Consider the following 20,274-nt stretch of genomic DNA (forward strand, 5'->3'; position numbering starts at 1 on the left):
TCCCGGGGGCTGCTTTTCACCCGCTCCTTTTGGCGCCGCGCTCGCTTCGAGCGCCTTACGGCCGCCTTCCCGAAAGTTTTCCACAGCCCGCTCCCCATGGTTTTCCACAGGGGTGGCCAGGTCGCTCCCGTCCTCGGCACAGTAGGCGACGTGGAAGGCGTTCGCAGGTGGTGGCAGGAACTCGCCGGCCTGGTGCTGCCCGCCGAGTGCGGGGGCTGCGGAAGTGCGCGCACGGTGCTCTGCCCGCAGTGCCGTGCGGCGCTGGGCGGGGCCGAGCCGTTCCGGGTCCGTCCGCTGCCGGAACCGCCGGGGCTGCCCGCCGTGCACGCGGCGGCCCGCTACGCGGACGAGGTACGCGCCGCGCTGCTGGCCCACAAGGAACGCGGCGCGCTGGCCCTGGCACGACCGCTGGGCGAGGCGTTGGCGGGGGCTGTGCGGGCGGGGGTGGGGGAGGTGGGGTGGGGGGAGGGGGAGGGCCCCCCACCGCGCGGCGATCTGCTGCTCGTCCCCGTCCCCTCCGCCCGTGCCGTCGTCCGGGCGCGCGGGCATGATCCGGCGCGGCGGATCGCGTTGGCGGCGGCCGGCGCGTTGCGGCGGGCGGGGGTGCCGGCGCGGGTGGCCGCGGTGTTGCGGCAGCGGCGGGCCGTGGCCGACCAGTCGGGGCTGGACTCCCGGGGGCGGCTGGACAACCTGGTGGGCGCGCTGACGGTGGTGCCCGGGGGTGCGCGGGTGCTGTGCGGTGGGCCGGTGGTGCTCGTGGACGACGTGGTCACGACGGGCGCCTCGCTGGCGGAGGCCGCGCGGGCGGTCCGGGCGGCGCGGGCCGTGCGGCTCGTGGGGGCGGCTGCGGGGGCGGCTGCGGCGGCGGAGCGGGCGGGACGGGGGGAGAGTGGGCGGTACGGGGAGGAGGTCAAGGGAGCGTTGTGTGGTGAAGGGGCGACGGCCGGGTACGTGGGTATCAGTCGGGAAGACAGCAAGGAGCCGTCCGGAGCCGAGGAGGCAGGCGTAGAGGGCATGGACGGTGCGGAAGACAGGGAAGGTGTGGAAGGCACGGCAGACGTGGGCGGTGCGCCGCCGAGGTCGCTCGAGATCGCGGGCGGAGCCGGTGACGTGCTCTGCGCGGCCGTCGTCGCCGCGTCTCCGGACTCTTTCGAAATAAACCGGAACTGAGCGGGAAGTTGCGTCGTTGCAGGTAATGAGAGGGCCAATTCGCCTGATCGGAGGTACGCCGCAGTAGAGGGTGACGACATCCGTCCGGGCGAGATATGTTCGGTTGTGAGGGAAAGCCGCAGGCCACACCTCTCAAATCCGAATGCCGTGCTGCGGTTTTCGTAATCTTCCGCGGCACCTGGGGTGTAGATCTCGCCCATGGGGGAGGAGGAGGTGGAAGTCACCGAGTCCGAGGTTCCGGTGCTCACCGGAACCTGGTGCAAAAGGGAGACGCTCCGCACGGAAGCGGAGTGATCCGGGAACGGAGTTCTGCGTGGACATCGTCGTCAAGGGCCGCAAGACCGAGGTGCCCGAGCGGTTCCGCAAGCACGTGGCCGACAAGCTGAACCTGGAGAAGATCCAGAAGCTCGACGGCAAGGTGATCAGCCTCGACGTGGAGGTGTCCAAGGAGCCCAACCCCCGACAGGCCGACCGGTGCGACCGGGTGGAGATCACACTCCGGTCCCGCGGCCCTGTGATCCGGGCGGAGGCGGCTGCCAGCGACGCTTACGCGGCACTCGACCTGGCGGCGGAGAAGCTGGATGCCCAGCTGCGCAAGCAGCACGACAAGCGATACACGCGCCGCGGCGCCCGCAGGATCTCCGCGGCGGAGGTTTCCGACTACGTTCCGGGCGTGGCGACGCTCAACGGCAACGGCCGTCCCGTCCCCGCCGACGAGTCGGACAGCGTGCCGACCAAGCGGATCGGCTCGCTGGAGGTGCAGGGCGACGGCCCCCTCGTGGTGCGCGAGAAGACCCACGTCGCCGCTCCGATGACCCTCGACCAGGCCCTCTACGAGATGGAACTGGTCGGACACGACTTCTACCTGTTCGTCGACTCCGAGACCAAGCAGCCCAGCGTCGTCTACCGGCGGCACGCCTACGACTACGGCGTGATCTACCTCGACACCGACCCGATGGTGGCCCAGGCGCACTCGCCCGACGCGGGCGGGGCGTTGGGTGGCTGACGCTGCCCGGTGACAGCTGAGCGGTGTGCCCCTGGAGCGCTGTGTGCGCCCCCAGGGGCACCCGTGTGCGACCCCTTCGGGCACCGCTCTGTCACCGCGTTGTCGTCCGGGCATGGAATCATGGCCTGGCGGCTCAACCGGTGGGCCGCTGCCTTGGGTTGGCGACGGCACAGGACCACGGCCACAGCCTTCAGGGGGAGGAACGATGGCGGACAGCTTCGGACCGATGCGGGACGACGATGCCGACGACGGCGTCGTCGGCATGGGCCCGGACGGGGGCACCTCACGCAAGGAGCCGATCAGAGTCCTTGTCGTGGACGACCACGCCCTGTTCCGCCGTGGACTGGAGATCGTGCTCGCGGCCGAGGAGGACATCCAGGTCGTCGGTGAGGCGGGGGACGGCGCCGAGGCCGTGGACAAGGCGGCCGACCTGCTGCCCGACATCGTGCTGATGGACGTGCGGATGCCCAAGCGCGGTGGTATCGAGGCGTGCACCTCCATCAAGGAGGTGGCCCCCAGCGCGAAGATCATCATGTTGACGATCAGTGACGAGGAGGCCGACCTCTACGAGGCGATCAAGGCCGGTGCGACCGGCTATCTCCTCAAGGAGATCTCCACGGACGAGGTCGCCACCGCGATCCGCGCGGTCGCCGACGGGCAGTCACAGATCAGCCCCTCCATGGCGTCGAAGCTCCTCACCGAGTTCAAGTCGATGATCCAGCGGACCGACGAGCGTCGTCTCGTGCCCGCGCCGCGGCTTACGGACCGGGAGCTGGAGGTGCTCAAGCTGGTCGCCACGGGAATGAACAACCGTGACATCGCCAAGGAGTTGTTCATCTCCGAGAACACCGTGAAGAACCATGTGCGCAACATCCTGGAGAAGCTTCAGCTGCACTCCAGGATGGAGGCGGTCGTGTACGCGATGCGGGAGAAGATTCTCGAGATCCGCTGAGCCTGCTGCCGAGACGGTGCCGCGGTGCCCCGGTGAGCCGGGGCTGTGAAGCCCGGCTCGGGCGCGGCTCGGATCCGGGTCAGGCCAGTGCGCGGGTGAGTTCTCCGACGAGGGGCTCGCGCAGGTCCGGGGCGTCCACGCGCTCCACGCGTACGTCCGTGCAGTCCACCCAGGTCGCCGCTTCGAGCAGGGCCTGGGCCACCGCCGGGACCGCCTTCGGGCCGTCCAGGGTGACCTGCCGGGCGATCAGGGTGCGGCCCTCGCGGGCCGGGTCCACGCGGCCGACGAGCCGGCCGCCGGCCAGGACCGGCATCGCGAAGTAGCCGTGGATCCGTTTCGGCTTGGGGACGTAGGCCTCCAGGCGGTGCGTGAAGCCGAAGATCCGCTCGGTGCGCGCCCGCTCCCAGACGAGGGAGTCGAAGGGGGACAGCAGCGTGGTGCGGTGGCGGCCGCGCGGGGGTGTCGCCAGCGCCGACGGGTCGGCCCAGGCGGGTTTGCCCCAGCCCTCGACGGTGACCGGGACCAGGCCGGAGTCGGCGATCACGGTGTCGACCTGCTCGCCCCGGAGGCGGTGGTAGTCGGCGATGTCCGCGCGGGTGCCCACGCCGAGGGACTGGCCGGCCAGGCGGACGAGGCGGCGCAGGCACTCGGTGTCGTCCAGTTCGTCGTGCAGCAGGTCGGCGGGTACGGCGCGCTCGGCGAGGTCGTACACGCGCTTCCAGCCGCGGCGCTCCACGCAGACCACCTCGCCGTACATCAGCGCGCGCTCCACGGCGACCTTGGTGCCGGACCAGTCCCACCATTCGCTGGTCTTCTTCGCGCCGCCCAACTCGGTTGCCGTGAGGGGGCCTTCGGTGCGCAGTTGCTTGATGACCTGGTCGTACGTGCCGTCGGGGAGCGCGTGGTTCCAGTGCGGGCGGGCCCGGTAGGCGCGGCGGCGGAAGGCGAAGTGGGGCCATTCCTCGACGGGGAGGATGCAGGCGGCGTGGGACCAGTACTCGAAGGCGTGCGGGCGGGCGGCGGGGGTGCCCGGGGCCTCCGGTTTCCAGTACGCGTCCTCGACCGTCTTGCGGCCCACGGCTCCGAGGCGGGCGTAGGGGATCAGTTCGTGGGAGCGGGCCAGGACCGAGATGGTGTCGAGCTGGACCGCGCCGAGGTGACGGAGGACGCCGCGGACGCCGGCCTTGCGGTCGGGTGTGCCGAGGAAGCCCTGTGCGCGCAGGGCGATGCGGCGGGCTTCGTCTGCCGAGAGGGTGGTGTCGGGGCGCGGGGTCGTCATGGCTCGCACGATAGGGGGTGGGACTGACAGTGCGGGGTGAGCTGGGGGTTCGGGGGAGGTGGGGTGCGGGTGAGGGGTTCCGCCTCCGCCGCCCCTTCCCGTTCGCGCCCTCGTTCGTGCCTCTGGGGCGGGGTGTCGGGGCCCGGGGGGAGGGTGCGTGGGGCCGGGGTGGGGTGTCGGCCTTCAGGGGGAGGTGGCGTCGGGTGCCGGGAGGTACGGGGCGGTCGACGGGAGGCCCAGGTCCGAGGGGAGCAGGGAGGCGAGCCAGCAGTCGCGGCGCACGCCCTTGTTGGCGATGGCGGAGCGGAGGGTGCCCTCCAGGGTGAAGCCGGCGTTCTCGGCGACCGCGCGGGAGGCGGTGTTGCCGATCTCGGCCCGCCATTCGACGCGGTCGACGGGGAGGGTGGTGAAGGCCCAGCGGGCCGCGGTGAGGGTGGCCTCGGTGATGTAGCCGTGCCCGCGGTGTTCCTTGGCGGCCCAGAAGCCGACCTCGGCCGTGCCCGGGGAGCGCATGGTGAGGCTGAGGGCGCCGGTGAGGGCGCCGTCGGGGAGGAAGACGCCGAAGGTGAACATGGAGCCGCTCGCCCAGCCCTGCGGGGCGAGCAGTTCGGTGAAGTTGCGGGCGTGCTCGGGGAGGTAGGGGGAGGGGATCGTGGTCCAGCGCTGGATGTCGGGGTCCTGGGCGGCGGTGTACACGGCGTCGGTGTCGCGCGGGTCGAGGGGGCGCAGGACGAGACGGGGGGTGGTGAGGGTGACGGGCTCGGGCTCCATCGGCCGATTCTGCGCGGGGTGTCCCGGTGGGCGCCATTCCTTTGCCGTGGGTGAGCGCGTGATCACAATTCGCGCAATTCGTCCGGCGGACGCGGCACCATCGGCGGGGCCCGGCCGTTGTCCCCTTCGAAGAAGATTTTGGAGCAGGTGCGCAGCAGTGTGCGGTCCTCGTCGCGGCAGGCCTCCCGGGGTGGCGGGGTCCTCGCATACGATGGCCGTTGCTCAGTTAGTCCATTGGAAACCGACCGTCCCAGGCCCGACCGGCAAGGAGACCAACCCCCGTGTCCGTCCTCTCGAAGATCATGCGTGCAGGCGAAGGCAAGATCCTGCGCAAGCTGCACCGCATCGCGGACCAGGTCAACTCCATCGAAGAGGACTTCGTCGACCTCTCCGACGCCGAGCTGCGGGCCCTCACCGATGAGTACAAGCAGCGGTACGCCGACGGTGAGAGCTTGGACGACCTGCTGCCCGAGGCGTTCGCCACCGTGCGCGAGGCCGCCAAGCGTGTCCTCGGCCAGCGCCACTACGACGTACAGATCATGGGTGGTGCCGCCCTGCACCTCGGCTATGTGGCCGAGATGAAGACCGGTGAGGGCAAGACGCTGGTCGGCACGCTGCCCGCGTATCTGAACGCGCTGTCCGGCAAGGGCGTCCACCTCATCACGGTCAACGACTACCTGGCCGAGCGCGACTCCGAGATGATGGGTCGTGTCCACAAGTTCCTGGGCCTGGAAGTCGGCTGCATCCTCGCGAACATGACGCCGGCGCAGCGCCGTGCGATGTACGCGTGCGACATCACGTACGGCACGAACAACGAGTTCGGCTTCGACTACCTGCGCGACAACATGGCGTGGGCGCAGGACGAGCTGGTGCAGCGGGGTCACAACTTCGCCATCGTCGACGAGGTCGACTCCATCCTGGTCGACGAGGCGCGTACGCCGCTGATCATCTCGGGTCCGGCCGACCAGGCGACCAAGTGGTACGGCGACTTCGCCAAGCTGGTGACGCGCCTGAAGAAGGGCGAGGCCGGCAACCCGCTCAAGGGCATCGAGGAGACCGGCGACTACGAGGTCGACGAGAAGAAGCGCACGGTCGCCATCCACGAGGCCGGTGTCAGCAAGGTCGAGGACTGGCTGGGCATCGACAACCTCTACGAGTCGGTGAACACCCCTCTGGTGGGCTACCTGAACAACGCCATCAAGGCGAAGGAGCTCTTCAAGAAGGACAAGGACTACGTCGTCATGGACGGCGAAGTCATGATCGTCGACGAGCACACGGGCCGTATCCTCGCGGGCCGCCGCTACAACGAGGGCATGCACCAGGCGATCGAGGCGAAGGAAGGGGTGGACATCAAGGACGAGAACCAGACGCTCGCCACGATCACCCTTCAGAACTTCTTCCGCCTCTACAAGCGGCACAACCACGAGGGCAAGGAAGAGCCCGGTCTGTCCGGCATGACCGGTACGGCGATGACCGAGGCCGCCGAGTTCCACCAGATCTACAAGCTCGGCGTGGTCCCGATCCCGACGAACCGGCCGATGGTCCGCAAGGACCAGTCCGACCTGATCTACCGGACCGAGGTCGCGAAGTTCGAGGCGGTCGTCGACGACATCGCCGAGAAGCACGAGAAGGGCCAGCCGATCCTCGTCGGTACGACGTCGGTCGAGAAGTCCGAGTACCTGTCGCAGCAGCTCTCCAAGCGGGGTGTGCAGCACGAGGTGCTGAACGCCAAGCACCACGAGCGGGAGGCGTCGATCGTCGCCCAGGCCGGCCGCAAGGGCGCTGTGACGGTCGCGACCAACATGGCCGGCCGTGGTACCGACATCAAGCTCGGCGGCAACCCCGACGACCTCGCGGAGGCGGAGCTGCGCCAGCGCGGCCTGGACCCCGAGGAGCACATCGAGGAGTGGGCGGCCGCGCTGCCCGCCGCCCTGGAGAAGGCCGAGCAGGCGGTCAAGGCCGAGTTCGACGAGGTCAAGGAGCTGGGCGGCCTCTACGTGCTGGGTACCGAGCGGCACGAGTCGCGTCGTATCGACAACCAGCTGCGCGGTCGTTCCGGCCGTCAGGGCGACCCGGGCGAGTCCCGTTTCTACCTGTCGCTGGGTGACGACCTGATGCGGCTGTTCAAGGCGCAGATGGTCGAGCGCGTGATGTCGATGGCGAACGTGCCGGACGACGTGCCGATCGAGAACAAGATGGTCACGCGGGCCATCGCGTCCGCGCAGTCGCAGGTGGAGCAGCAGAACTTCGAGACGCGTAAGAACGTCCTGAAGTACGACGAGGTGCTCAACCGTCAGCGTGAGGTCATCTACGGTGAGCGGCGCCGCGTTCTGGAGGGCGAGGACCTCCAGGAGCAGATCCACCACTTCATGGACGACACGATCGACGCGTACGTCGGCGCGGAGACCGCCGAGGGCTTCCCGGAGGACTGGGACCTGGACCGGCTGTGGGGCGCTTTCAAGCAGCTCTACCCGGTGAAGGTCACGGTCGAGGAGCTGGAGGAGGCGGCCGGTGACCGGGCCGGTCTGACCGCCGAGTTCATCTCCGAGTCCATCAAGGACGACATCCGCGAGCAGTACGAGTCGCGGGAGTCGCAGCTCGGCTCCGAGATCATGCGCGAGCTGGAGCGTCGGGTCGTGCTGTCGGTCCTGGACCGCAAGTGGCGCGAGCACCTCTACGAGATGGACTACCTCCAGGAGGGCATCGGTCTGCGCGCGATGGCGCAGAAGGACCCGCTGGTCGAGTACCAGCGTGAGGGCTTCGACATGTTCTCCGCGATGATGGACGGCATCAAGGAGGAGTCCGTCGGCTACCTGTTCAACCTGGAGGTCCAGGTCGAGCAGCAGGTCGAGGAGGTGCCGGTGCAGGACGCCGCGCCGGTCGACATGGAGAAGCAGGACGTGGTGCCGGCGCAGGCGGGTTCGCGTCCGGAGATCCGGGCGAAGGGTCTGGACGCTCCGCAGCGTCGTCAGCTGCACTTCTCGGCTCCGACGGTGGACGGCGAGGGCGGCACGATCGAGGGCGACTTCGACAGTGACGAGGACGAGCCGGTGCGTTCCGAGGCCGACGGCCTCACGCGCGCGGAGCGCCGCAAGCAGGCGAAGGCCGGGCGGCGCCGCAAGAAGTAGGGCACGGGTGCCCGCGGCGCCGTCGGCGCCGCGGGCCGCGTAGCGGCTTGGGGCCGGGTCACCTTCGGGTGGTCCGGCCCTTTGCCGTGGGGCGGTGCGGGGGCGTGCCGTGGGGCGGTGCGGGGGCGGCTCAGTCGTCCTGGGGGCGGGGCCCGCGGGTGCCGTCGAGTTCCACGGCGGTGCAGCGCCAGCGGCGGTCGGTGCCGAGTTCCAGCCGGAAGGCCATGGCCCGCAGGCGGTCGCCGGCGCCGATGCGGGCGAAGGCCTCGATGGCGCCGGGGCGGGGGACGTAGTAGCCGATGTCCCGGACGACGGCGCGGGCGCCGTGGGCGGTGCGCAGGGGGCCGCGTTCGGCGAGGTGGGCGAGGTCGTCGTAGGCGTGGCCGAGGGTGTGCCGGAGCATGAAGTGCACGGGGCGACGGCCGGTCAGGACCGCGAGGAGTCGGTCGGCGAAGAGGTCTGTGGGGCGGGGCTGGGCGGGGGCGGACGGTGTGGTGCCCGTGCCGGCTCCCGGACCGGTACCGGTGCCCGGGCCGGTGCCGGTACCGGTTCCCGTGTTGTCGGGGCGGGGAGCCGGGCGGCGGGTGAGGGAGTGAGGGGTCGCGGGACGGCCGTCGGCGGGGCGGGTGGGGGCGGCGGTGCCGGTGCCGGGGGGACCGGGTGGGCGGCCGCCGCCGGGTGCCGTGCGGGGGGTGCCGCCGCTCGGGGTGCGGGGCGGGGCGCCCGCGGGGCGGCGGGTGTCGTGGCGGCCGGGAGGCCGGTTGCCCGAATGGCGCTGCGTCCTCGTCATGACCTTGTTCATGGATGTCCCCGTTCGCTGGGCTCGGCTCTACCGGTCGGTAACTTGCCGTTGTGGATCTTGTACGGGGTTGCGGTGTGTGACGGCAAGGAAGCGGAGAGTTCCCGTCGCCGGGCCGGGGATTCACCTATCAGTGTGAGTGCGGGGTCGCCGGAGCCCGGTGTCACGGGGGCGCCCCGGGTGAGAGGCGGGGGTCGGGGTTGACGGTCGCGGGGGTGTGGGCAGGGGCCCGAAAGAGGACGGCCGCACGTATCCTGAAGGCCCTCGGGACGCGGGGAACCGCCCGCCCCGGGTAGTCGAGTCCGAGTCGTCCGAGCCTGCGACCACGAAAGAGCGGCCAGCCATGCGCGTCTACGTCCCCCTGACCCTCCCCGGCCTCGCCGAGGCGCACAAGACGGGTGAGCTGGGGCCCGGGCCGCTCGCCGCGTACGCCGTCACGCCCGCGCTGCGCGAGTGGTACCTCTCCGACGACATCGAGGAGCTGGAGTACGCGGCGCTCAGCAGGGCGGCGCTCGCCTCGCTGCGGCTGCTCGCGGCGGACCCGGGTGCTCCGCGGCGCCGGGTCGTCGTCGCCGTCGACGTGCCCGACCGCGCGGCCGTCGCGGACCCCGACCGGGGGCTCGATCCGGCGGCGCTGGGCGAGGTGCGGGTGACGGGTGCGGTGCCGCTGGCCAAGGCGGCCGCGGTGCACGTCGACTCCGGGGACGCGGAGACGGACGTGGCCGCCGCGGCGGAGGCGGTCGAGGCGGCGGACGGCGGGGACGACGACGCGCAGTTCGTCGTCGACGGGGCCGAGGACCATGAGCTGCTGTGGTTCGCCGGGCAGGAGATCCCGACGCTGGTGGGGTCGGGCGACTGAGTCCGGCTCGTCGCCGACGGGTACGTTTGCGGGTATGGGGAAGCAGAAAGCGGCGCATATCGTCTGGGACTGGAACGGGACGCTGTTCCACGACAACGAAGCGATCATCGGGGCGACGAACGCGGCGTTCGTCGAGCTGGGGCTGGAGCCGATCACGCTGGAGCGCTATCGGGCGCTGTACTGCGTTCCGGTGCCGAAGTTCTACGAGCGGCTGATGGGCAGGCTGCCCACCGATGCCGAGTGGCAGGTCATGGACGACGTCTTCCACCGGTACTACGCCGAGCACCGGGTGCGGTGCGGGCTCACCGAGGGCGCGGTGGAGCTGCTCGCGGGGTGGCGGTCGGCGGGGCACAGTCAGTCCCTGCTGAGCATGTACGTGCATGACGAACTCGTCCCGCTGGTCCGGGGGTTCGGGATCGAGCCGCACTTCCTGCGGGTCGAGGGGCGGATCGGGCCCTCCGGGGGCAGCAAGGCCGAGCACATGGTCCGCCACCTCCAGGCGCTGACCGGGGTGCGGGCGGAGCGCACGGTGGTGATCGGGGACGCCGCCGACGACGCGGTGGCCGCGTTGCATGTGGGCGCGCGGGCGGTCCTCTACACCGGCGGGTCGCACAGCCGGGCCAGTCTGGAGGGCGTGGGCGTGCCCGTGGTGGACACGCTGGGGGAGGCGGTGGAGCTCGCGGCGCGGTTGGCCACGGCCGCGTAGGGGGTGTCGACAGGCCGTGTCGGCAGCCGTGTCGGCAGCCGTGGCGGCGGCCGTGGCGGGTGTCGGGTGGCGGGCGTGGCGGGTCGGGTGCGGCGTCCTCGGTGGTCCGAGGGCGCCGCGGGGTGACCCTGTCGTTCGGCTTCGGTGGACCGGCGGGCGGGTCTCGGGACGGATCAGTCTCGGGTGGGGCAGGTCAGGTCACGTCGCCGGGGCCTTGGTGCGCAGCACCTTCAGGAACTCGCGCATCCAGGCCGAGTGGTCCGGCCAGGCGCGGGCGGAGACCAGGGTGCCGTCGACCACTGCCTCGGCGTCCTGGAAGGTGGCGCCCGCCGACTGCATGTCGAGCTCCAGGGCCGGGTACGCCGTGACGCGTCGGCCGTGGAGGGCGTCGGCGGCCGCGGTGAGCAGGGGGCCGTGGCAGATCTGGGCGACCGGTTTGTCGGCGTCGAAGAACGACTTGAGGATCTTGCGGAGTTCGGGGTCGTTGCGGAGGTATTCGGGGGCCCGGCCGCCGGGGATGACGACGGCGGCGTACTGGCCGGGGTCGACCTCGGAGAAGGCGAGGTCGGCGGGCCAGGTGTAGCCGGGCTTCTCGGTGTAGGTGTCGAAGCCGGGTTCGAAGTCGTGGACGACGAACTGGAGCTTTTTGCGGGTGGGGGCGGCGATGTGGACCTCGTAGCCTTCCTCGCGCAGGCGCTGGTAGGGGTAGAGGACTTCCAGGGATTCCGCTGCGTCGCCGGTGACGATGAGGATTTTCGCTGTCATGGTGGGCGCTCCTCTCGGGCGGGCGTTGCCAGGGGCAGCGTGTCTCTTGGGGGTGGGCTTGCCAAGAGGGGGCGCTTTCAGCGTCCCGCGGAGTGGGGGCGCCGTCGACTTTTCCCGCCCCCGCCGCCCCTACCCGTCCCATCCCAGGGGCTGCGCCCCTGGACCCCTCCGGGGCTGGACCCCTCCGGGGCTGCGCCCCTGCCCGCGTTCCCCTTCCCGCCGGGGGCGGTCGGCCCCGAGTTGCCCGAGGCGTCGGCCCTTACCCCCTCGGTGCCCTCGCGCACCACCCCTCGCGTCCTGCTCGGAGGGCTCGGGTGGGTGGGGGGAATGCTGTCCTCTCCCATGTCATGGGGTGTTTTGCCTCTGTGCAGAACGGCAAAGTTCTGGGTCGGGTTTTGTACACATACGGCTCATGACGGGAGGGCCGGGAGGGGCGATAGCCTTGGTGGCGTGATCAGCGCGATAGTTCGCGGGGGCCTTGTCGTCCCCGCCCTGCGCCCGGTGTGTGCGGACCATCTCCGCAGCCGGGCGGCGGACGCTGGTCGGCGCGGGCGGGACGGGGCCGAGAGGGCCCCCAGGACGCCGTACTCACCCCGGATGCACCTGGCGCGGAGAGCAGCGTCACACCCGGGAGTGGTGTCGAGAATGGCTGATAACCCCCCGCTCATCCCACCTTGCGGCATAGCGTCGGAGCAGACCGGAGAACCCGGGCCGTGGCGTCGAGCCGCAGGGGAAGAGGCAGTACTTCCTTCTACGTCACGCAACGGCGCGCGACAGGAGCCAGAGGACCATGCAGACCAAGCTGGACGAAGCCAAGGCCGAGCTGCTCGAGAGGGCGGCGCGGGTCGCTGAGAACAGCCCGGTAGGGGGGCATCTACCGACTGGGACGACGGGCGAGGGCGGCGGTGCTCCGGGAACCCCGGACCACGCCACCCTTCTCGCGTTCCTCCAGCGCTACTACCTGCACACCGCTCCGGAGGACCTGAGCGGCCGTGACCCGGTCGACGTCTTCGGAGCCGCGCTCTCGCACTACCGGCTGGCCGAGAACCGGCCGCAGGGGACGGCCAACGTCCGGGTGCACACGCCGACCGTCGAGGAGAACGGGTGGACGTGCAGTCACTCGGTCGTCGAGGTCGTGACCGACGACATGCCGTTCCTCGTCGACTCCGTCACCAACGAGCTGACCCGGCAGGGCCGGGGCATCCACCTCGTCATCCACCCGCAGATCGTCGTGCGGCGCGATGTGACCGGCAAGCTCATCGAGGTGCTCAGCTCCACGCCCGCCGCCGCGGACCTGCCGCACGACGGGCACGTCGAGTCGTGGATCCACGTCGAGATCGACCGGGAGACCGACCGCGCCGACCTCAAGCAGATCACCGCGGACCTGGTGCGCGTCCTGTCCGACGTCCGGGAGGCCGTCGAGGACTGGGAGAAGATGCGGGACACCGCGCTGCGGGTCGCCGACGGGCTCCAGGAGGAGCCCGTCCCCGGTGATCTGGCGCGGCCCGAGGTCGACGAGGCCCGTGAGCTGCTGCGCTGGCTGGCCGCCGACCACTTCACGTTCCTCGGCTACCGGGAGTACCAGCTGCGCGGGGACGACTCCCTCGCCGCCGTTCCCGGGACCGGGCTCGGCATCCTGCGCTCCGACCCGCAGCACGTCGACGCCGACAGTCACCACAGCCACCCCGTCAGCCCCTCCTTCGAGCGGCTGCCCGCCGACGCCCGCGCCAAGGCGCGTGAGCACAAGCTGCTGGTGCTGACCAAGGCGAACAGCCGGGCCACCGTGCACCGGCCCTCCTACCTCGACTACATCGGCGTGAAGAAGTTCGACGCGGAGGGCAACGTCGTCGGGGAGCGGCGCTTCCTCGGGCTGTTCTCCTCCGCCGCCTACACCGAGTCCGTGGTGCGGGTGCCGGTCGTACGGCGCAAGGTCGAGGCGGTGCTGAAGGGCGCCGGGTTCTCGCCCAACAGCCATGACGGGCGCGACCTGCTCCAGATCATGGAGACCTACCCGCGCGACGAGCTCTTCCAGACGCCGGTGGACGAACTGCGTTCCATCGTCACCTCCGTGCTCTATCTCCAGGAGCGGCGCCGGCTGCGGCTGTACCTGCGCCAGGACGAGTACGGGCGCTACTACTCGGCGATCGTCTACCTGCCCCGCGACCGCTACACCACGGGCGTGCGGCTGCGGATCATCGACATCCTCAAGGAGGAGCTGGGCGGGACGAACGTCGACTTCACCGCCTGGAACACCGAGTCGATCCTGTCCCGGCTGCACTTCGTCGTGCGGGTCCCGCAGGGCACCGAGCTGCCGGAGCTGTCCGACGCCGACAAGGAGCGCATCGAGGCGCGGCTGGTCGAGGCGGCGCGTTCCTGGGCGGACGCCTTCCAGGAGGCGCTCACGGCCGAGCTCGGCGAGGAGCGGGCCGCGGAGCTGCTGCGGCGCTACGGCAATGCGTTCGCGGAGGGGTACAAGGCCGACCACAGCCCGCGTTCCGCCGTCGCCGACCTGTGCCACCTGGAGCGGCTCACCGAGGAGCGGAACTTCTCGCTCAGCCTGTACGAGCCGGTGGGTGCCGCGCCCGGCGAGCGTCGCTTCAAGATCTACCGCAAGGGTGACGCGATCTCCCTGTCGGCGGTGCTGCCGGTGCTGAACCGGCTCGGCGTCGAGGTCATCGACGAGCGGCCGTACGAACTGCGCTGCTCGGACCGCACCAACGCCTGGATCTACGACTTCGGTCTGCGGATCCCCAAGTCGCTGGCGGGTCCCGGGGGCGACCTCGGTGACGACGGGCGCGAGCGGTTCCAGGAGGCGTTCTCGGCGACCTGGACCGGCAAGGCGGAGAACGACGGGTTCAACGCGCTGGTGCTGGGTGCCGGGCTGCACTGGCGGCAGGCGATGGTGCTGCGCGCGTACGCCAAGTACCTGCGCCAGGCCGGGTCCACGTTCAGCCAGGACTACATGGAGGACACCCTCCGTACCAACGTCCACACCACCCGGCTGCTGGTGTCGCTGTTCGAGGCGCGGATGTCGCCCGACCGGCAGCGTGCCGGGCACGAGATCGTCGACGCGCTGCTCGAGGAGCTGGAGGCCGCTCTCGACCAGGTCGCGTCGCTGGACGAGGACCGGATCCTGCGGTCCTTCCTCACCGTCATCAAGGCGACCCTGCGGACGAACTTCTTCCAGGAGCGGGCGGGCGGCGAGCCGCACGACTACGTCTCCATGAAGTTCGACCCGCAGGCCATCCCGGACCTGCCGGCGCCCCGGCCCGCGTTCGAGATCTGGGTGTACTCGCCGCAGGTCGAGGGCGTGCACCTGCGGTTCGGGAAGGTCGCGCGCGGTGGTCTGCGCTGGTCCGACCGGCGGGAGGACTTCCGTACCGAGGTCCTCGGCCTGGTGAAGGCGCAGATGGTGAAGAACACCGTCATCGTGCCGGTCGGCGCCAAGGGCGGCTTCGTGGCCAAGCAGCTGCCCGATCCGGCCGTGGACCGTGACGCGTGGCTGGCCGAGGGCATCTCCAGCTACAAGACGTTCATCTCGGCGCTGCTCGACATCACCGACAACATGGTGGGCGGGGAGGTCGTGCCGCCGGCCGACGTCGTGCGGCACGACGAGGACGACACCTACCTGGTGGTCGCCGCCGACAAGGGCACGGCGACGTTCTCCGACATCGCCAACCAGGTCGCCGAGTCGTACAACTTCTGGCTCGGTGACGCCTTCGCGTCGGGCGGCTCGGCCGGCTACGACCACAAGGGCATGGGCATCACCGCCCGCGGTGCCTGGGAGTCCGTGAAGCGGCACTTCCGGGAGCTGGGCGTGAACACGCAGGCCGAGGACTTCACGGTCGTCGGCATCGGTGACATGTCCGGTGACGTCTTCGGCAACGGCATGCTGCTCAGCGAGCACATCCGCCTGGTCGCCGCCTTCGACCACCGGCACATCTTCATCGACCCGAAGCCGGACGCGGCGACCTCCTACGCCGAGCGCCGCCGTCTGTTCGAGCTGCCCCGCTCCAGCTGGGCCGACTACGACAGTGACCTGATCTCGGCCGGCGGCGGTGTCTTCCCGCGTACGGCGAAGGCGATCCCGGTCAACGGGCACATCCGGGAGGCGCTGGGCATCGAGGCGGGTGTCACCAAGCTGACGCCGGCCGACCTGATGAAGGCGATCCTGCGGGCGCGGGTGGACCTGCTGTGGAACGGCGGCATCGGCACCTACGTGAAGTCCGGCGCGGAGTCGAACGCCGACGTCGGTGACAAGGCCAACGACCCGATCCGGGTGGACGGCGCCGATCTGCGCGTCCGGGTCGTCGGCGAGGGCGGCAACCTGGGCCTGACCCAGCTCGGCCGGATCGAGTTCGCGCTGCACGGCGGCAAGATCAACACCGACGCCATCGACAACAGCGCGGGCGTGGACACCTCCGACCACGAGGTGAACATCAAGATCCTGCTCAACGGCCTGGTCGGCGAGGGGGACATGACCGTCAAGCAGCGCAACAAGCTGCTCGCGGAGATGACCGACGAGGTCGGCGCGCTCGTGCTGCGCAACAACTACGCGCAGAACACGGCGATCGCCAACGCCCTCGCCCAGTCCAAGGACATGCTCCACGCCCAGCAGCGCTTCATGCGCCACCTGGTCAGGGAGAAGCACCTGGACCGGGCCCTGGAGTTCCTGCCCACCGACCGGCAGATCCGTGAGCGTCTCGGCGCCGGCCAGGGCCTGACCAGCCCGGAGACGGCCGTCCTGATGGCCTACACCAAGATCACGGTGTCGGACGAGCTGCTGCACACCTCGCTGCCCGACGACCTGTACCTGCGCGGTCTGCTGCACGCGTACTTCCCGACGGCGTTGCGCGAGCGGTTCGCCGAGAGCATCGACAGCCACCCGCTGCGCCGTGAGATCACCACGACCGTCCTGGTCAACGACACGGTCAACACGGGCGGTACGACGTATCTGCACCGGCTGCGGGAGGAGACCGGCGCCTCGCTGGAGGAGATCGTGCGGGCCCAGACCGCGGCCCGGGCGATCTTCCGGTCGGCGCCGGTGTGGGACGCGGTGGAGGATCTCGACAACCAGGTCGAGGCCGAGGTCCAGACCCGTATCCGGCTGCACTCGCGGCGGCTCGTCGAGCGCGGTACGCGCTGGCTGCTGAACAACCGGCCGCAGCCGCTCCAGCTCGCCGAGACCGTCGAGTTCTTCGCGGAGCGCGTCGAGCAGGTGTGGTCGCAGCTGACGAAGCTGCTGCGGGGCGCGGACCTGGAGTGGTGGCAGCGGATCCACGACGAGCTGGCGGACGCCGGGGTCCCGGAGGAGCTGGCCACCCGGGTGGCCGGGTTCTCCTCGGCCTTCCCGGCGCTGGACATCGTCTCGGTGGCCGACCGCATGGGGCGGGACCCGCTGGACGTCGCCGAGGTGTACTACGACCTCGCCGACCGTCTGCACATCAGCCAGCTGATGGACCGCATCATCGAGCTGCCGCGGGCCGACCGCTGGCAGTCCATGGCCCGCGCCTCCATCCGTGAGGACCTGTACGCGGCCCACGCGGCGCTGACGGCGGACGTGCTGGCTGTCGGCAACGGCACCTCGACGCCCGAGCAGCGTTTCAAGGCGTGGGAGGAGAAGAACGCGGCGATCCTGGGCCGGGCGCGCACCACGCTGGAGGAGATCCAGGGCTCGGAGACGTTCGACCTGGCCAACCTGTCGGTGGCCATGCGGACGATGCGCACGCTGCTGCGGACGCACTCGTAGGACACCAGGGGAACAAGGAGAGAACGGGGTGCCCCCGAGCCGTCGCGGCTCGGGGGCACCCCGTTCTCTCCTTCGGGCCGTCCGTCAGGCGGGCTTCGGCTTGGGCTTCTTCTTCTTGTCGCCGGTGAACGCCTCGTACGCCTCCAGGACCTCCTCCGTCGGGCCGTCCATGCGCAGCTCGCCGCGCTCCAGCCACAGGACCCGGTCGCAGGTGTCGCGGATCGCGGCGTTGCTGTGGCTGACCAGGAAGACGGTGCCGGCGTGGGCGCGCATCTCCTGGATGCGCTCGGCCGAACGCGCCTGGAACCGGGCGTCGCCGGTCGATAGTGCCTCGTCGATGAGCAGGACGTCGTGGTCCTTGGCGGCGGCGATGGAGAAGCGCAGCCGGGAGCCCATGCCGGAGGAGTAGGTGCGCATCGGCAGGGAGATGAAGTCGCCCTTCTCGTTGATGCCGGAGAAGTCGACGATCTCCTGGTAGCGCTCCTTGATCTGCTCGCGCGTCATCCCCATGGCGAGTCCGCCGAGGTAGACGTTGCGTTCGCCGGTCAGATCGCCCATCAGGGCGGCGTTGACGCCGAGGAGGGAGGGCTGGCCGTCGGTGTAGATCTTGCCGTTCTCCACCGGCTGGAGACCGGCGATGCCTTTGAGCAGGGTCGACTTGCCGGAGCCGTTGGTGCCGATGAGGCCGATCGCCTCGCCCTTGTACGCGACGAAGCTGACGTTCTTGACGGCGTGCACCGTGCGCATGCCGGCGGCCTTCTGGGCCTGCCGCGGCCGCAGGATGCGGTTGAGGGCGGCCGTCGCGCTGCCCCGGCCGCTGCCGGTGCCGTTGATCCGGTAGACGATGTCGACGCCGTCGGCGATGACGGTGGGGGCCCGCTCGTCGACGGGCTCGGTGGGCGCCGCGGGCGCGGTGGGCGCGGTGCGCGTTGCGTTCTCAGCCACGGCCGTACGTCTCCTCAGCCTTCCAGAAGTAGATGAAGCCGCCGACACCGGCGAGCAGCGCCCAGCCGGTCGCGACCAGCCACACGTGGGGCGGCAGCTGGTCGGCGTGGAAGCTGTCGATCAGCGCGAAGCGCATCAGGTCGATGTAGACGGCGGCGGGGTTGGCCCGCAGCAGGTCGGCGACCCAGGTCGGCATGCCCTGGTGCTTCTCGAGCAGGTTGTCGATGCTCCACATCACGCCCGAGATGTACATCCAGGTGCGCAGGATGAACGGCATCAGCTGGGAGATGTCCGGGGTGTTCGCGCCGAGCCGGGCCAGGATCATCGAGACGCCGGCGTTGAAGACGAACTGGAGCGTCAGGGCCGGAATGACGAGGACCCAGGACAGCGCCGGCGGCACGCCCACGGCGAACAGGATGATCAGCAGGGCGGCCATCGAGAACAGCAGCTGCTGGAGCTGCTGGAGACAGAACGAGATCGGCAGGGCGGCCCGGGGGAAGTGCAGCGCCCGCACCAGACCGATGCTGCCGCCGATGGCCCGGGTGCCCGCCATGATCGAGCTCTGCGTGAACGTCCAGACGAACACACCCGTGACCAGGAACGGGATGAAGTCCGCGACGCCCTTCTTGGTCTCCAGCAGGACACCGAAGATGAAGTAGTAGACCGCCGCGTTCAGCAGTGGGGTCATCACCTGCCAGACCTGGCCCAGCTTCGCCTGGCTGTACTGGGCGGTGAGTTTGGCGGTGGCGAACGCGGTGATGAAGTGGCGACGCGCCCAGAGCTGGCGGATGTACGCGGGCAGGGACGGGCGGGCGCCGCTGACCGTGAGGCCGTGACGGGCGGCCAGAGCCGCGAGGTCGCCGTGCGGGGCGGCCTGTGTCTGGGGCGGTGTGTGGAGGACCTGACTCACATCCGCTGCTTTCGCTCGGGGGAGGGGGGTGCTGGCGGCGGCGTTTCCGGGGCCGCTCGACGTTTCCTTACGCTTTTCTTTACGTTTTCTTACGTCGGGACGGGACCGTATCGTCGCAACGTGAGAGTAGGCCGATTCGCCGTCGGAACGCAACCGTTTCGTCGTCACGCCCTATGCTGGTCCGTATGACGACGAACGCGACGAACGCCGATGGACCCCAGGTGCGTCCGCGCCGCCGGGCCCCCGCGGGCGCGGCCGTGCTCCGCGAGGACGTGACGGAGGCCATCCGGGCCGCCGTGTTCGAGGAACTCGCGGCCGTCGGCTACGCGCGGATGTCCATCGAGGGCATCGCCCGGCGCGCCGGGGTGGGCAAGACCGCGGTGTACCGGCGCTGGCGCTCCAAGCTGCATCTGGTCCTCGACATCGTCTCGGTGATCGCCGTGGAGGGGCTCCCGGCTCCGGAGACGGGCAGTCTGGAGGGCGATCTGCGCATGCTCTACGAGGTGAGCTCCCGGGCTCTGCGGCATCCGGTGGCCTCGCAGATCATCCCCGACCTCCAGGCCGAGGCGGCCCGCAACCCGGAGATCGCCGAGGCCTTGCAGAAGGCGCTGAAGCAGGGGCAGGAGGAGGTCGCCCTGAAGATCGTCGCGGCGGCCGAGCGGCGCGGCGAGGTCCGCGAGGGGCTGAACGAGGAGCTGGCGCTCGACCTGATCTCGGGTCCGCTCTACTGGCGTTCGGTGGTGATCCGCAGCCCGAAGCTGCCCAAGGGCTACCTGGGCGCGCTGGCCCGTGCGACCACCGAGGCGATCAAGGCGCTGTGAGCGGCGCGGGCGCCCTGCCCGCAGCCGAGGTGCTGTGACGGCCGGTCGTCACGGCCGGGGGCGACGCCCTGCCGGGCCGGCCGCCCCGGCGTACCTGAACCACGCCTGACCCGCCGCGACGGCAGCGCCGTTCCCGCGCCCGCCGCGACCGGTCCCGTGCGCGGCCGCACCGGTTCCGTGCGCGGCCGCACCGGTTCCGTGCGCGGCCGCACCGGTTCCGTGCGCGGCCGCACCGGTTCCGTGCCTGATGCCGTCAGGCCGTGCCCGGCGGCACCGGTTCCGCACGTGCCGCCACCGGCTTCGTGCCCGATGCCGTCAGGCCCGTGTGGGGGCGGTCATTACGGCGCCGCCGCAACCGGTCCCGTGCCCGGCGAGACCGGTTCCGCGCCCGCCGCAACCGGTTCCGCGCCCGCC

The 20,274-nt window shown here is 70.6% G+C and carries 14 protein-coding genes; 8 read left to right on the forward strand and 6 right to left on the reverse strand.

Annotated features, from left to right (window positions below):
- The first annotated feature begins 150 nt into the window (after window positions 1-150).
- The 3 genes from AOQ37_RS27335 (at window position 151) to AOQ37_RS27345 (ending at window position 3,128) form a co-directional block, all read left to right on the forward strand.
- Entirely contained in the window at window positions 151-1,170 is a 1,020-nt protein-coding gene (locus AOQ37_RS27335) for a ComF family protein (protein WP_062648429.1), read from the forward strand.
- A gap of 313 nt (window positions 1,171-1,483) precedes the next feature.
- Complete coding sequence (gene hpf, locus AOQ37_RS27340; protein WP_062647907.1) at window positions 1,484-2,176, forward strand: ribosome hibernation-promoting factor, HPF/YfiA family; 693 nt, start codon at window positions 1,484-1,486, stop codon at window positions 2,174-2,176.
- A gap of 205 nt (window positions 2,177-2,381) precedes the next feature.
- Window positions 2,382-3,128 carry a response regulator gene (locus tag AOQ37_RS27345; protein ID WP_020133042.1) on the forward strand — a complete coding sequence of 249 codons (747 nt, stop codon included), beginning with the start codon at window positions 2,382-2,384 and terminating at the stop codon, window positions 3,126-3,128.
- 79 nt (window positions 3,129-3,207) lie between these two features.
- On the opposite strand, the gene AOQ37_RS27350 is transcribed toward AOQ37_RS27345, so the two are convergent.
- Together AOQ37_RS27350 and AOQ37_RS27355 are read right to left on the reverse strand one after the other, a co-directional pair.
- Window positions 3,208-4,407: a winged helix-turn-helix domain-containing protein gene (locus AOQ37_RS27350; protein WP_062647909.1), complete on the reverse strand. Its 1,200-nt coding sequence runs from the start codon at window positions 4,405-4,407 to the stop codon at window positions 3,208-3,210.
- A gap of 183 nt (window positions 4,408-4,590) precedes the next feature.
- On the reverse strand, window positions 4,591-5,178 hold the full coding sequence (locus AOQ37_RS27355; RefSeq protein WP_062647911.1) for a GNAT family N-acetyltransferase: 588 nt from the start codon (window positions 5,176-5,178) through the stop codon (window positions 4,591-4,593).
- Window positions 5,179-5,459: 281 nt separating this feature from the next.
- On the opposite strand from AOQ37_RS27355, the gene secA reads away from it, so the two are divergent.
- The gene (gene secA, locus AOQ37_RS27360; protein ID WP_062647913.1) at window positions 5,460-8,306 is read left to right on the forward strand and encodes a preprotein translocase subunit SecA; all 2,847 of its coding nucleotides are present in this window, start codon (window positions 5,460-5,462) and stop codon (window positions 8,304-8,306) included.
- Between the two features lie 130 nt (window positions 8,307-8,436).
- On the opposite strand, the gene AOQ37_RS27365 is transcribed toward secA, so the two are convergent.
- Window positions 8,437-9,108 carry an Rv3235 family protein gene (locus AOQ37_RS27365; RefSeq protein ID WP_062647915.1) on the reverse strand — a complete coding sequence of 224 codons (672 nt, stop codon included), beginning with the start codon at window positions 9,106-9,108 and terminating at the stop codon, window positions 8,437-8,439.
- 340 nt (window positions 9,109-9,448) lie between these two features.
- Between AOQ37_RS27365 and AOQ37_RS27370 the strand changes: the two genes are divergently transcribed.
- Both AOQ37_RS27370 and AOQ37_RS27375 read left to right on the forward strand, forming a co-directional pair.
- On the forward strand, window positions 9,449-9,964 hold the full coding sequence (locus tag AOQ37_RS27370) for a DUF6912 family protein (RefSeq protein WP_062647917.1): 516 nt from the start codon (window positions 9,449-9,451) through the stop codon (window positions 9,962-9,964).
- Window positions 9,965-9,998: 34 nt separating this feature from the next.
- Window positions 9,999-10,670: an HAD family hydrolase gene (locus AOQ37_RS27375; RefSeq protein ID WP_062647919.1), complete on the forward strand. Its 672-nt coding sequence runs from the start codon at window positions 9,999-10,001 to the stop codon at window positions 10,668-10,670.
- A 198-nt stretch (window positions 10,671-10,868) separates the two neighbouring features.
- Here the strand turns inward: AOQ37_RS27375 and AOQ37_RS27380 are convergent, their stop codons facing one another.
- The gene (locus tag AOQ37_RS27380) at window positions 10,869-11,435 is read right to left on the reverse strand and encodes a DJ-1/PfpI family protein (protein WP_062647922.1); all 567 of its coding nucleotides are present in this window, start codon (window positions 11,433-11,435) and stop codon (window positions 10,869-10,871) included.
- 790 nt (window positions 11,436-12,225) lie between these two features.
- Between AOQ37_RS27380 and AOQ37_RS27385 the strand changes: the two genes are divergently transcribed.
- Complete coding sequence (locus tag AOQ37_RS27385) at window positions 12,226-17,184, forward strand: NAD-glutamate dehydrogenase (RefSeq protein WP_062647924.1); 4,959 nt, start codon at window positions 12,226-12,228, stop codon at window positions 17,182-17,184.
- Between the two features lie 84 nt (window positions 17,185-17,268).
- Here AOQ37_RS27385 and AOQ37_RS27390 read toward each other — a convergent pair whose 3' ends face one another.
- Both AOQ37_RS27390 and AOQ37_RS27395 read right to left on the reverse strand, forming a co-directional pair.
- Window positions 17,269-18,129, reverse strand: a complete 861-nt coding sequence (locus AOQ37_RS27390) for an ABC transporter ATP-binding protein (protein WP_062647926.1) — start codon at window positions 18,127-18,129, stop codon at window positions 17,269-17,271.
- Window positions 18,122-19,039 (reverse strand): ABC transporter permease, encoded by a 918-nt coding sequence (locus tag AOQ37_RS27395; RefSeq protein WP_062647927.1) that lies wholly within the window; start codon window positions 19,037-19,039, stop codon window positions 18,122-18,124. Before AOQ37_RS27395 ends, AOQ37_RS27390 begins: the two co-directional genes overlap by 8 nt.
- 173 nt (window positions 19,040-19,212) lie before the next feature.
- On the opposite strand from AOQ37_RS27395, the gene AOQ37_RS27400 reads away from it, so the two are divergent.
- Complete coding sequence (locus AOQ37_RS27400; protein ID WP_062647929.1) at window positions 19,213-19,860, forward strand: TetR/AcrR family transcriptional regulator; 648 nt, start codon at window positions 19,213-19,215, stop codon at window positions 19,858-19,860.
- The last annotated feature ends 414 nt before the right edge of the window (window positions 19,861-20,274 follow it).

Source organism: Streptomyces maremycinicus, from assembly GCF_001184025.1.
Classification (GTDB): domain Bacteria; phylum Actinomycetota; class Actinomycetes; order Streptomycetales; family Streptomycetaceae; genus Streptomyces; species Streptomyces maremycinicus.